This window comes from Enterococcus sp. DIV1368f (assembly GCF_051712245.1).
In the GTDB taxonomy this organism is placed as follows: Bacteria; Bacillota; Bacilli; order Lactobacillales; family Enterococcaceae; genus Enterococcus; species Enterococcus faecalis.
On the sequence record NZ_JBIOON010000001.1, the window covers coordinates 1422345 to 1436046 of the forward strand.

Annotated in this window: 9 protein-coding genes; 5 read left to right on the top strand and 4 right to left on the bottom strand. The window is 35.9% G+C overall.

Features of this window, described 5'->3' with window-relative positions; translation table 11 throughout:
• The first annotated feature begins 12 nt into the window (after positions 1–12).
• The 5 genes from IGL07_RS07145 (at position 13) to IGL07_RS07165 (ending at position 6936) form a co-directional block, all read left to right on the top strand.
• Positions 13–1761, top strand: a complete 1749-nt coding sequence (locus IGL07_RS07145) for an ABC transporter ATP-binding protein (protein WP_010708179.1) — start codon at positions 13–15, stop codon at positions 1759–1761.
• Complete coding sequence (locus IGL07_RS07150; protein ID WP_010817290.1) at positions 1754–3532, top strand: ABC transporter ATP-binding protein; 1779 nt, start codon at positions 1754–1756, stop codon at positions 3530–3532. Before IGL07_RS07145 ends, IGL07_RS07150 begins: the two co-directional genes overlap by 8 nt.
• An 88-nt stretch (positions 3533–3620) precedes the next feature.
• Positions 3621–4046, top strand: coding sequence for an NUDIX domain-containing protein (locus IGL07_RS07155; protein WP_010712466.1), 426 nt, complete (start codon positions 3621–3623; stop codon positions 4044–4046).
• Positions 4047–4185: 139 nt separating this feature from the next.
• Positions 4186–5196, top strand: coding sequence for a hypothetical protein (locus IGL07_RS07160; RefSeq protein ID WP_195526155.1), 1011 nt, complete (start codon positions 4186–4188; stop codon positions 5194–5196).
• 303 nt (positions 5197–5499) lie between these two features.
• Complete coding sequence (locus tag IGL07_RS07165) at positions 5500–6936, top strand: catalase (RefSeq protein WP_010817292.1); 1437 nt, start codon at positions 5500–5502, stop codon at positions 6934–6936.
• Between the two features lie 212 nt (positions 6937–7148).
• On the opposite strand, the gene IGL07_RS07170 is transcribed toward IGL07_RS07165, so the two are convergent.
• From IGL07_RS07170 to IGL07_RS07185, 4 genes are all read right to left on the bottom strand, one after another.
• Positions 7149–8582 carry a cryptochrome/photolyase family protein gene (locus IGL07_RS07170; protein ID WP_002377376.1) on the bottom strand — a complete coding sequence of 478 codons (1434 nt, stop codon included), beginning with the start codon at positions 8580–8582 and terminating at the stop codon, positions 7149–7151.
• 132 nt (positions 8583–8714) lie between these two features.
• Entirely contained in the window at positions 8715–9596 is an 882-nt protein-coding gene (locus tag IGL07_RS07175; RefSeq protein ID WP_002363971.1) for a helix-turn-helix domain-containing protein, read from the bottom strand.
• Positions 9597–9867: 271 nt separating this feature from the next.
• Positions 9868–11796 carry a sucrose-specific PTS transporter subunit IIBC gene (locus IGL07_RS07180; RefSeq protein ID WP_010712469.1) on the bottom strand — a complete coding sequence of 643 codons (1929 nt, stop codon included), beginning with the start codon at positions 11794–11796 and terminating at the stop codon, positions 9868–9870.
• 16 nt (positions 11797–11812) lie between these two features.
• A complete protein-coding gene (locus IGL07_RS07185; RefSeq protein ID WP_002396323.1) occupies positions 11813–13486 on the bottom strand; it encodes a glycoside hydrolase family 13 protein in 1674 nt (557 codons plus the stop codon).
• Positions 13487–13702 lie beyond the last annotated feature (216 nt).

Here is a 13702-nt window from a genome sequence, read left to right on the forward strand (position 1 = left end):
GTAGGGGAGAAAATGAATAGTTTTGAATGGATTTGGCAATATGCTAAAAAAAATAAGAATAAGTTACTGCTAGCTGTTATTTTTGTCGTTATTAACGCTATTTTAATTGTTATTATTCCATTGTTATCTGGCAGAATTGTAGACCAAGTAATCAATCAGGGGAAAACTGAAGAGCTTGTCCCAATTCTTGGGATTATGATTGGGGTGACCGTTATTCGGACAGTTGTTCGTTATAGTTATCAAGTCTTGTTTGAATCGGTTGGACAATCTGCGTTATTTGACTTAAGAAAAGATATGTATGTCAAACTTCAAGAATTAGATTTTGATTTCTTTAATCATACACGTGTTGGCGATATTATGGCGCGAATGACAGGGGATACAGACGCTATCCGCCATTTTGTTTCTTGGGTCACTTATAACCTCTTAGAATGTATTTTATGGTTCATCGCAGCCGTGATTGTGATGGGGACGATCAATTGGCAATTGATGCTAGCATTAATTTTAATTACACCTTTGATTTTTCTGTTAACACAAAAAATGTCGAAGGAATCGCATCCGGTATTTTTTGAGATTCGGGAAAGTTTTTCTCGGTTAAATTCAATGGTCGAAGAAAATATTGGTGGAAATCGGGTGGTTAAAGCTTTTTCTCAAGAACCTTATGAAATTGAAAAGTTTAACAAGCACAATGAAGACTATAAAAAATGGAATATGGCTTCTGCAGATGTCTCTAAAAAATATTTACCGTGGTTAGACGGTTTTGCAGGTAGTTTAAATGTTATTGCCTTAGTTCTTGGTGGCCTCTTTGTAATTCAAGGTCGGATGACAATTGGTGATTTAGTGGCCTTTAACGGTTTTCTCTGGATGTTGAACATGCCGATGCGAATGAGTGGCTGGTTGATCAATGATGTGCAACGCTTTACGGCATCGTCCATTAAAATTCGTCAGTTATTAGCAACGAAACCGAAGATTCCCATTGCTCGGGAAAAAGAAGCAGAACCGATCCAAGGCTATGTGACGTTTGATCACGTGTCCTTTCATTTTTCAGATGATCCAGAAACCCCCATTTTATCGGATGTTTCATTTTCAGCAAAACCTGGTGAAACAATTGGTATTTTAGGGGAAACTGGTTCAGGCAAAACCACTTTAGTTAACTTAATCGCTCGGTTTTACGATCCAACCAAAGGCACTGTTTATATTGATGGAAAAGATGCTAAAAGCTATTCTGTTCGTAAATTGCGAGAAAATATCTCCATGGTTATGCAAGATGTCTTTCTTTTTTCCAATACGATAGAAGATAACATTGCTTTTGGTAACACATTGGCTAACTTGGAACAAGTGCAAATGATGGCTGAAATTGCTGATGCCCATAGCTTTATTTCCAGAATGCCCGAAGGTTATGCAACAATTGTTGGTGAACGCGGCGTTGGCCTATCTGGTGGCCAAAAACAGCGGATTTCACTGGCCCGTGCCTTAACCAAAGATCCAGCTATTTTAATTTTAGATGACACAACTTCCGCTGTTGATATGGAAACAGAATCAAAAATTCAAAAAGAACTAGGCCGTTTGACGGAAAAGAAAACGACATTTATTATTGCCCACCGAATTTCTTCTGTGAGAGAGGCCAATTTAATTTTGATGATGGAAAAAGGCCGCGTGGTGGAAAGCGGTACGCATAGCGAATTAGTCGAACAAAGAGGCAAATATTTTGACGTATATCAAAAACAATTAGGTCTGACAAAGGAAGGTGAGTCGCGTGGCTAGAAATACGTTTGATGTGGATGAGACTTTAGAAAAAGAATTTAATTGGTCTCACTATAAACGATTAGGCGTCTATATTAAACCTTACAAAAAAGCTGTTTTTAAAACATTATTTGTCATCATATTAGCTAATCTGGCAAGTATGTTAGGCCCTTACTTTACTAAAATTGCGATTGACCAAGTAATTCCACAAAAGAATCTCTCGTTACTCTTGATACTAGGGGCTATTTTCCTATTTTCCTTGGTGATTATTGGTTGGTGTATGCGTTATCGAATATATGCCATCACAGAAATTGGACAAGATATTTTAAAAGATATGCGTTTTTCAATTTTTGAGCATCTACAAAAATTACCATTTTCTTATTTTGACAGTCGGCCGCATGGAAAAATCTTAATACGGGTGGTCAATTACATCAATACGTTAAGTGATTTACTAAGTAACGGATTGATCAATTTAATTTCTGATTTATTTAATGTGATTATCACCTTAATTTTTATGTTATTTATTGATGTGAAATTAACCTTATACAGTTTACTGCTATTGCCTGTGTTGTTCGTGATGGTTCTGTTTATCCAAGGGAAACAACGGAAAGCTTACCAAGAGCTTAGCAATAAACAATCAAACTTAAATGCCTATATTCATGAAAGTATTTCAGGAATTAAAATTACACAATCTTTTGCACGAGAAGATGAAAATTTCCAGATTTTTAACGAGGTAAGCGAAGAATATCGTCAATCCTTTATGAAAGCTGTGCGTGTCCAGTATTTATTATGGCCAGCAGTGCAAAATATATCCGTTATTACGACTTGTTTTATCTATTTCGTAGGAATCCGTCAATTAGGTGTGTCCGTTACCACTGGGACGCTAATTGCTTTTATCGGTTATATCAATAACTTTTGGAATCCGGTCATCAATATTGGTAACTTCTACAATTCTCTGATTACTGCAACTGCCTATTTGGAAAGGATTTTTGAAACGATGGATGTTGTTCCAGAAATTCAAGATGCGCCGCAAGCTATTGAGTTGCCGCCAATTAAAGGAACCGTCGACTTTCAGCATGTTTATTTCCGTTATGAAGAAGGAAAAAATATTTTGACCGATGTTAGTTTTCATATTGAGCCAGGACAAACAATCGCCTTGGTTGGGCCAACAGGTGCGGGTAAAACAACAATCATCAATTTGTTAAGTCGTTTTTATGATGTGAATGAAGGGGCCGTTAAAATTGATGGTTATGATGTTCGCGATGTGACACTCCGTTCGTTAAGAAAACAAATGGGGGTAATGCTTCAAGATACGTTTATTTTTTCAGGAACGATTATTGAAAACATTCGATACGGAAATTTAGCAGCCACAGAGGAAGAAGTCATCCAAGCCGCAAAAATTGTTCGTGCGCACGATTTTATCAAGGATTTAAAAGATGGCTATGAAACAGTTGTGGAAGAGCGGGGTAGTACACTCTCGGCAGGACAACGCCAATTAATTTCATTTGCTCGTGCTTTACTGGCAGATCCCAAAATTTTAATTTTAGACGAAGCAACCTCCAGTATTGATACAAAAACAGAAGAATTGTTACAAGAAGGACTACAACAACTTCTAAAAGGACGGACATCGTTTATTATTGCTCATCGGCTTTCTACCATCAAAAATAGCGATAAAATTTTCTATATTGATGGTGGTCGTATTGTGGAAGAAGGATCTCATGATCAACTAATGGCAAAACATGCGTTATATCATCATTTATATCAATCGCAATACGACTTATTAAAGAGCTAGATGATAAAACAGAGAAAATTCTTAGTTGAATCTTTCTCTGTTTTTCTGTATCGTAACCTTAACAAAGGAAAAAATGATGAGGTGCCAAATGAAGCGGAATTTTGAAGTGGAATTAACAACATTATGTATGATTAGAAATCAGAAAAATGAAATCCTTGTGCAAGAACGACAAAAAAAGGATTGGCCTGGTTGGACGTTCCCTGGCGGACATGTTGAAAAAAACGAGGGCATGGAAACAGCCATGGTTCGCGAACTCCTTGAAGAAACAGGATTAGTGCTGAAACCACAATTAGTAGGTGTTGCAGAATGGCTGAATGATTGTTCGGGTGCGCGGGAATTAGCCGCATTATTCATTGCAGAAACAGCGGATGAACTACCAGAAGAAACGGAACAACCCTTGTTTTGGGTCACTGAAAAAGAATTGCGAGAAGGTCCTTTAGCTGGCAGTTTAGCAGAACTTTTCCCAGTATTTTTTGGCGAAAAGCAATTTTATTTTAAAAATAATACAGCTTAATGATTCAAACCTAAAAGATTAAATCAATCCCACTTATTAAAAGAGAGAAAATCTAAAATTAAACATTGCTATTTATAAGCAATGTTTGCTATTCTTAATAAAAGGGAATTAATTTTTTATATAATGAGGGGGAAAAAGTGTGTTAAAAAGAAAAGTGGGGATTATCGCAGGCGTTTTCTGTTCAGCTTTGTTACTGACAGGCTGTGGCAAAAGTGCGAAAGATGAGTTCATTCAAGGGATCGGCAATCAAAACGCACAAGAATCTGGGGTTTGGGATTTCTCTATGTCAATTAGTGACATGAAATTTTCACAAGAAGATGGTGCACAAACGAATCCTATGATTGGGATGCTCATCACGCAAATCAAAGACGCATCGCTTTCTGGGAAGATTCAAGTAGATGCAAAAAAAGAAAAAGCATTCAACTTAGAGATGAAATTAAAAGCGATGGGCATGGATGTACCGATTTCATTGATTGGATCATTAGATAACGAGGGCAAAGAGCCAAAACTCTATTTAGCAACAGATATGATGGAATATATTGTCGCTGTCGCAGACTCAATGTCTGACGGTGCTATTGATAGTTCTCAGTTAGATACAGAAAAACTAAAAGGGAAATACATTGATCTTTTAGCCATGAACGAGGAAAGTGCGAAAGAATGGCAAGATACAATCAAAGAGTATCAAGAATCGGAAAAAGAACGAAAACAGTCTGCTAAGGAATGCAAAGAGTTTTTAGAAGGATTAGACAAGGATACGTTCGAGAAAAAAGGGGACACCATTACCCATACGTTTACAAAAAAAGAATTACAAAAGTTGATCAAAATTACGACAGAAACATCTGAGAAAGGTAAAGAACAAGTTCCTTTCGAAAAAGTCAAAGATGTTTCTGCTAAAGTTTCTGTTAATACAAAAGAAAATAAAACAAATATGTTGATTAATGTGAAACCGCAACAAGACAAGAACGTTGACATGGGACTTGAATCATTATCTAGTAAAATTAGCATTACACAAAAAGCCAAAAAAGCGACGATTTCAATGCCTAAGAAAGAAAATATTTTATCAGAACAAGAAGTTGAAAAAATATTTTCCGATAGCACCTCTATGACAGGTCTATCGACTGAAGACACGACTGTTGCGATCAATCAATAACGATGAATGACCAATAAAAACGGTCCCTCAAAAAAAGTAACGAAAGACCTAGCATGATTGGGATGCTAGGTCTTTTTTTGAATAAAAAAACAGCATTTTAGTTTTCTTTGAATTATTGGTTGTTATTTTTGGTGGTGTAAACAGTTTAAAGTTAATACATTTATTTTTGATTTAAATTCTATTGCTATTTTTAATCATTCTATTAAATAACAAATGTTTTTGAGTGTTTTTAAGCATTATTTTTGTTATGCAGAGTGTTTTTTTTATACAATGAGTATAATTTTAGATGAAGGAGTGTTTTAGGTGAAAAATCAACATTTAACTACGTCACAAGGAAGTCCTGTTGGCGATAATCAAAATTCGCTAACTGCAGGAGAATTTGGACCTGTCCTAATCCAAGACGTTCATTTATTAGAAAAATTAGCTCATTTTAATCGTGAGCGCGTGCCAGAACGGGTTGTTCATGCCAAAGGTGCTGGCGCTCATGGGATTTTCAAGGTGAGCAAATCAATGGCACAATATACTAAAGCAGATTTTTTATCTGAAGTTGGCAAAGAAACACCTTTATTCGCTCGTTTTTCAACTGTAGCTGGAGAGTTAGGTTCATCAGATACATTGCGTGATCCTCGCGGTTTTGCGCTTAAATTCTATACAGATGAAGGAAATTACGACTTAGTTGGCAATAATACGCCCATTTTTTTCATTCGTGATGCAATTAAGTTTCCAGATTTTATTCATAGCCAAAAAAGAAATCCGCGGACGCATTTGAAAAGTCCAGAAGCAGTTTGGGATTTTTGGTCTCATTCACCGGAAAGCCTTCATCAAGTAACAATTTTAATGAGTGATCGTGGCATTCCGTTGTCGTTCCGTCACATGCATGGTTTTGGTAGCCATACATTCAAATGGGTCAATGCTGCTGGAGAAGTATTTTTTGTTAAATATCACTTCAAGACGAATCAAGGAATCAAAAATCTAGAGAGTCAATTAGCAGAAGAAATTGCTGGGAAAAACCCAGATTTCCATATTGAAGATTTGCATAATGCAATTGAAAATCAAGAATTTCCTTCTTGGACATTATCTGTGCAAATTATCCCGTATGCAGATGCGTTAACAATGAAAGAAACTCTTTTTGATGTAACAAAAACGGTTTCTCAAAAAGAGTATCCGCTGATTGAAGTTGGCACGATGACTTTAAATAGAAATCCAGAGAATTATTTTGCAGAGGTTGAACAAGTAACATTTTCACCAGGGAATTTCGTTCCTGGTATTGAAGCTTCTCCAGATAAATTATTGCAAGGACGTTTGTTCGCTTATGGGGACGCACATCGTCATCGCGTGGGCGCTAATAGTCACCAATTGCCAATCAACCAAGCAAAAGCACCTGTAAATAACTACCAAAAAGACGGCAATATGCGTTTTGACAATGGCAATAGCGAAATTAATTACGAACCAAATAGTTATACTGAAACACCAAAAGAAGATCCTAAGGCGAAAATTAGCTCCTTTGAAGTTGAGGGAAATGTTGGTAATTATAGCTATAATCAAGATCACTTTACACAAGCAAACGCTTTGTATAATTTGCTGCCAAGCGAAGAAAAAGAAAACTTAATTAACAATATAGCGGCATCTTTAGGTCAAGTGAAAAATCAAGAAATCATCGCGCGTCAAATTGATTTGTTCACTAGAATAAATCCAGAATATGGAGCACGCGTCGAACAAGCCATCAAACAACAAGCATAATTTATATAACGCAAGTGACAAAACCAGTCTAGATAAACTAAAGACTGGTTTTATTTGCTTTTCAATGCTTTTTACTCTACTTTGTATAATGTATATTATGTTAACTAGAATAAAATAAAAAACTTTAGCCGATAACTTGCCACTTCTCTTTCGACCAATCAATTCACCCAACTAACCTTACAGTTGTTTGCTAAGCTAGTTGGGTTTACTGTTTATTGAAACCTTGGATTGTTCATTTCTTGATGAATTTCTTTGCTCGCTTCATATAGAAATAATGTTTGTTTTTTACTTGATGCATAATCGACAATGGGTTTTGGATAATTTTCTCCTAAATGTACATGATATTGCGTTTGTAAGGCTTCGTTCATTAAATTTGGTTGATGAATATACTTTTGTGGCACTTGTTTAAGTTCTGGGACATATTTTTTGATGAACTGGCCGTCATTATCAAATTTTTTTGACTGGATAATTGGATTAAAAATCCGAAAATACGGGACAGCGTCCGTTCCTGTCGAAGCAGCCCATTGCCAGCCACCGATATTATTGGCGGCATCATAATCAATCAACATTTTTTGAAAGTATTTTTCACCCCAACGCCAATCGATGTGTAAATTTTTAACTAAAAAAGAGGCAGTAATCATTCTTAAGCGATTGTGCATCCAACCAGTTTGATTCAGTTGTCGCATTGCGGCATCAATTATAGGGTATCCCGTCTCCCCTTTTTGCCACTTGGCAAACATTTCTGGGTCATTTGTCCATTGAATATAACGAAATTTTTCTTGAATAGCTTCCTCTTTTTGTTGTGGAAAAGCACTATAGATCATATTGTAAAAGTCACGCCAAGCTAATTCTTTTTTGAAGGTTTCTTTACTTAAGCTAGAAGGCGCAGATGCAAGCTCTTGCCAAATGGTGCGAATCGAAAGTTCTCCCGTTCTTAAAAAAGTAGACAGATGACTCGTTTGATCCTGATAAGGAAAATCACGCTTATTTTCATAGGATTGAAGTTTTTGATCAATAAAAGTATTTAAGCGCCTTCTGGCTGTTTCTTCGCCGACACTATAGTGTGTTAAAGGAATTCTCGCAATCTGTTCCCCATATGCTGCTTCCTCTTCTGGAAAAAGACACGCACTAAAAATTTTTTCAGCTGTATAGGAAACAGGAATCGGGGTTTCTTTAGGCGCCTCTTTCCATTTATTGTAATAGGGCGTAAACACTTGGTACTTGCTGCCATCGTTCTTCTTAATTTCTTCAGAGCCATGCAAATAGGCATCTTGAAAAGAGAAAGACTGAATATTATTTTCTTCAAAAAAGCGCATAGCTTGCTGGTCCCGCTTTGCCCCAAAGCCACAAGTATCTTCATTAAAATAAATGGCCTGCCAATCGGGTAATTTGCGTTTCAAACGTGAAAATAAATCTAATGGTTCGCCGACCATGATTTGTAAATGTGCCTCTTGATCGATTCGTTCTTTAAACGAGGCTAAACTTGCAAAAAAAGCGTTATGATTAGCACTTTCTTGAATAAATTGTTGAGGATTCATTTGGAATAATAAAATCAATTCATCAGCTGCAGAATTTTGTAACGCGTGTGCTAATGCTTTATTATCTTGTAATCGTAAATCACGTCTAAACCACATTACTCTTTTCATTTTTAAATCCTCCTAAATACTTCGTCTTGCTTATCGTAACCGTGACTGCTGATTTTTAAAAGCAACTTGCCTAGACTTTTCAAAAAGCCGATAAAAACTGGATTTTCAGCTTTTATCGGCTTTTTGATTAAATTAATAGGAAATATTAAAAGCTTTCATATCTTTCTCAATATATTGTAGGACTTCTGTATTGCCAAAAAATTGTGTAAAATAATAGGCTTGACGATAGTCATCGGCTGTGTCTTCCCCGAGCATTTGTTTGTTAAAGGCTTTTTCATATAAAAGATAATCTAGCAAATAAATGGAGTGTTTGTCACGACAAATCTGAATCCCTTTTTCGCTTAAAATGACACTTTTTTGGTAGTCTTTCATTTCCGAGTAGAATTTAGCAGAATTATAATAAATTCTACAACGCTCCAAGGAACATTCTAATTTAAATTGTTCCAATTCTTGTAATGATTTTTCGTAATATACTTGCGCTTTTCTCATATCTTTTTCCAGTTCATATAGCGTACCTAGCGCATTCAGGCTTAAAATGTTGTAAATATTGACTTTACGGTCAATTTCCGCGCCCCGGTATAGGTAAAACAAGGCTTCTGCTTTATCTTTTTTTCCTAATAAACAAGTAATTCCCTTATAATATAACAATTTAGTCGTTAGTTCATTATTAGATAAGATAAGACCTTCAGGCACTTCTTGTAATAAATTGTAGGCCTCTAAGTGAAATAACCGTAAAGATAAATCCTCGACTTTGTTTAGTAGATTTTCAATTTTCTTTTCTTCAGAAATCATCATGCATTCTTCTACTTCTAAATCTAATCGGAGGCAAATAGATGAGAAAATATCTAAACTGTCACATAGATTACGGTTTTCAATATTACTAATTGTTGCTTGCGTACAGATGCCGTTAGCCAGCTCTGATTGTGTGATTTTTTTAAGTTTTCTCGCTTGTTTTATTTTGTCTCCTGCTACCTTCACGAACAGACCTCCACTTGTATTATTATGTAAATTCATTAAAAAATGTTATACTTTGATTATCAATTAAAGGAGGTACATGCTATGTTTGATTTACTTGCATTATTGACTGGAACATCAACTTATGGCAACGTTCCCCATGTTTAATTAGTCAATGCGTGTCAAGTATGGTCTTCCATACTTGGCATGTTTCCTTTAAAACTGACTCAATCATACTACAAACGGATAGACAAATACAACCGAAAATCATTGGTTTTTTCTTAAGAAAAGAACAGTAAGAAGTGATAACTACTTCTTGCTGTTCTTTTGTTTAGTTAGGTGTATTTAGGTTTAAAATGATTTGTTCCGGCGTAATTTCATTATGATCTGACATCATTGGCTCTACACTTAAATAACTTGAAGTATTTGTAATGATAACCATGACAGTTGAGTCAAGCCCAGCTTCTTTAATGGCTTTTCGATCGAACGTTCCTAAAAGATCTCCTTTTTTAACACGGTGACCTTGGGTTACTTGTGTCTGAAAGACCTCCTGCCCCAATGTGACAGTATCAATTCCTATATGAATTAATACTTCAGCTCCTGCGTCCGTTTGGATACCATAAGCGTGCCCAGTTTCTGCAACCAAGTTTAATAAACCATCTGCAGGCGCGTAAACCTTGTTCGCTGTTGGCATGATTGCTAAACCTTTGCCCATCATCTCGCTTGAAAATACCGGGTCATTAACAGCAGTAAGATTCATGGCGTAACCAGTTACCGGAGAAAAAAGTTGTTCATCTAAGGTATTGTGTTGCATTTCAAAGACTTCGCGTTCTTCCTCTTCGATTACTTTATCTGAAATCAAAACTTCTTGCGGAATTGCAAATAGACTGGTTAATGCATAACATACACCGACAGATAAAAGTGCGACTAATAAATAGATCACTAATTGATGTGCACTATAGATATACATTAAGAAAGAAGGAATAACGGCTAATCCATAAGAATTTGATTGAATATGAAAAATAGCTAAAATTGCTCCGCCTAAACCTGATGTAAACAAGACACATAGCAGCGGTTTTAAGTTCCAACGAATAAGTAATCCAAATAACACAGGCTCACTAACTCCAAATAATTGAGACAACATAGAACCAATGGCTGTCGACTTCACTTTGCTATCTTGCGCTTTTTTCGCAAAGGCTAAACAACTGCCAACGTTGGCAAACCCATACATGGCACATATTGTAATCAATGCATTAAATCCTGTATTTGCTAATAATGATGTTTCTACCATAGTTAGTGTATGATGAATACCAATCAAAACCATTAAAGGATATGAGGCACCAATCACGAAACCACCTAGTCCTAAGGGCAACCCAATCAACCATTGGACAACATCTACCATGCCTAACTCAACGGTATGCAAAATTGGGCCAATTCCGAGAATCATGATTAAAAAAGTAATTAACATAGTCATAAAAGGTGTAAAAATTTGATCAAGAATATTCGGCATCTTTTTTCGGAAAAAAAGTTCAATCTTTGCGCCAATTATACCAGCAGCAATTGCACTTAAAACGGATCCTTGTGCACCGACAACTGGGATAAAACCAAAAGCCATAATAGCTTTCACGCCAGAATCTGGTGTTGCAACTGCATAAGCGTTTGGTAAAATGGGTGATACCATCATTAAACCAATAACAATCCCGATTACAGGTGTCGCATTAAATGCTTTAAAGGTAGACCAAACAATCAAAGCTGGCAAAAAGGCAAAGACGGTATCTGTAATGACAGAGACAATTTGTTGAAAGCTTTCAGGAATATTGGCTACACTTGCTCCGAATAATTGTAAAAAAGTGTCGTTAAAAATAACACCTTTTAACCCTAGGAACAATCCTGTTGCTGCAATTACTGGAACAATTGGAATGAATATTTCACTTAAAATGCGCATTGTTTTGCGCATGCCCGTTTCATTATTTTTTAAAATTGCTGTTTGCTCTGCTTTTGACACAACGTTGATTCCAAGTTTTTCTATTTCATCATATACTTTAGTTACAATGCCAGTTCCTAAAATCACTTGGTATTGACCGCCATTATAAAAGACACCTTTTACTAAATCAATTTTTTCTAGTTGTTTACCATCTACTTGTTCGTGGTCCTTCAAAATAAAACGTAACCGCGTTTGACAATGGGTGACCGATATAATGTTATCCATACCGATTAATTGAATAATGTCTTTGGCTGCCTGCTTATAATTTTCTGCCATGTTATACTCCTCCTAGCTACTCATTTATAGTAATCAATAGTCCTTGATAGCTTTTTAATAATGTTCCCTGCTGAACTAACTGCTCTCGTTCTTCAGACTGTGTATCAAAAATAACTGTGCCATTAACTAAATAATGAGGGATTGGAACCGCCTCACCAAAATTAAAAAAGGCGTAAATCGTTTTTTCATTTAATTTGCGTTTATAAGCAATAACATTATCTGGAAGATTTGATAGTCCCTCAAATGTTCCATAAAGTAAGATGTCTGTATAGGGACTCTTTTGACGAAATGCAATCATCCGCTTATAGAAATGAAAAATACTTTGACTATTTTTTATTTCTGCTTCGGCATTGATTTCTTTATAATTATCCACCATTCCTAACCAAGGCTTGACGCTTGAAAAACCGCCATACATAGAATCATTCCATGGAAAAGGCGTGCGGGCATTGTCTCGACTACGCAAATTGACAAGTGACAAGGCTTCTTTGGGCGTAAATCCTTCTTTTATTGCTCGATAGTATTGATCAATGCTAGAAATATCATCGAATTCATCAATCGAACCCCTTTCAAAATTGGTCATTCCTAATTCTTGTCCTTGGTAAATAAAAGGCGTGCCCCTTAAAAAGAAATACATGGCGCCGAATGTTTTAACCGCATTTGGCTGTTGAGCCTGTTCTTTTAAATATTTCGTTGTCGCTCGAGGTTGATCATGATTTTCGATAAAATTTGCACTCCAACCAGCCTCTTGCATGGCTTCTTGCTGTTTGAAAATTAATGTGCGTAAATCATTCCAAGACCAATCGATTCTATAAAACCATTCGCTTCCTGATTTTACATCCAAATCAGCCCATTTGAAGTCAAAAATCATGTCGAAATACCCTGTTTCTCCAATAAATTCTGATAAATTTGGATAATTGACGCCGGCCGCTTCGGCAACTGTGACAATATCAAAACCATCAAAAGCTTTTTCTTTTAACTCGTTCAGAAAGTCACTCATTCCTGGCATGTTTCTACTAGCTTTTGTTACTTTGGCTAATTGATCTGCCCCATCAGCAGGTAAGTTTGTCCAAGTCAAATCTTTCTTAATAAAATTAATCGCATCTACACGAAAACCAGCAATTCCTTTGTTTAACCAAAAACGGATCATTTGGTAGATTTCTTTACGTAGTTCAGGATTTTCCCAATTTAAATCCGGCTGTTTTTTATGAAAGGCATGAAAGTAGTAGGCATCTTCCCCAGGTAATTTTTCCCAAACACTACCACCGAAGTTAGACCGCCAATTTGTAGGTGCTTCTCGCCCTTCTTTTATAATATAAAAGTCTCGAAAACGACTTTGAGGATTTTTTAAAACATCTTGAAACCAAGCATGTTCATCAGATGTATGGTTTACCACTAAATCTAAAATAACTTTTATGTTTCGTTTTTTTGCTTCTTCAATGAGTTCATCGAAGTCTGCCATTGTACCAAAATCGCTAGAAATACCATAATAGTCTGAAATATCATATCCATTGTCAGCCATTGGCGACGGGTACATTGGACTCAGCCAAATCAGCGTAATTCCTAAATTTTCTAAGTAATCCAGTTTTTGAATAATGCCTTGTAAATCACCAATTCCGTCATTATTACTATCCGAAAAGCTACGTGGATAAATTTGATAGGCCACTTCTTTTTGCCACCAATTTCTGTTCATTCTGGTTCTCCTCACTCTTAAACTAGTCCTGTTAATTTTTTCTGTAACCGTTTTTACATTCTGTATGATACTCGTTTTTGCGTAATATGTCAAACGTTTATCATAAATAAATGTAAATTATAATATTCTTTTGATTTAAATAGATTTATATGTGTTATACGTTTGACTTTTTTCTGATTTGTTTATACTATTAGACTAACTACTATTTTCTAATAA

Bases quoted from the DNA above. Each gene is read 5' to 3' on its own strand.
- IGL07_RS07145 (WP_010708179.1), top strand. From the start codon at position 13: ATGAATAGTTTTGAATGGATTTGGCAATATGCTAAAAAAAATAAGAAT.
- IGL07_RS07155 (WP_010712466.1), top strand. From the start codon at position 3,621: ATGAAGCGGAATTTTGAAGTGGAATTAACAACATTATGTATGATTAGA.
- IGL07_RS07170 (WP_002377376.1), bottom strand. From the start codon at position 8,582: ATGAAAAGAGTAATGTGGTTTAGACGTGATTTACGATTACAAGATAAT.
- IGL07_RS07175 (WP_002363971.1), bottom strand. From the start codon at position 9,596: ATGAATTTACATAATAATACAAGTGGAGGTCTGTTCGTGAAGGTAGCA.
- IGL07_RS07180 (WP_010712469.1), bottom strand. From the start codon at position 11,796: ATGGCAGAAAATTATAAGCAGGCAGCCAAAGACATTATTCAATTAATC.
- IGL07_RS07185 (WP_002396323.1), bottom strand. From the start codon at position 13,486: ATGAACAGAAATTGGTGGCAAAAAGAAGTGGCCTATCAAATTTATCCA.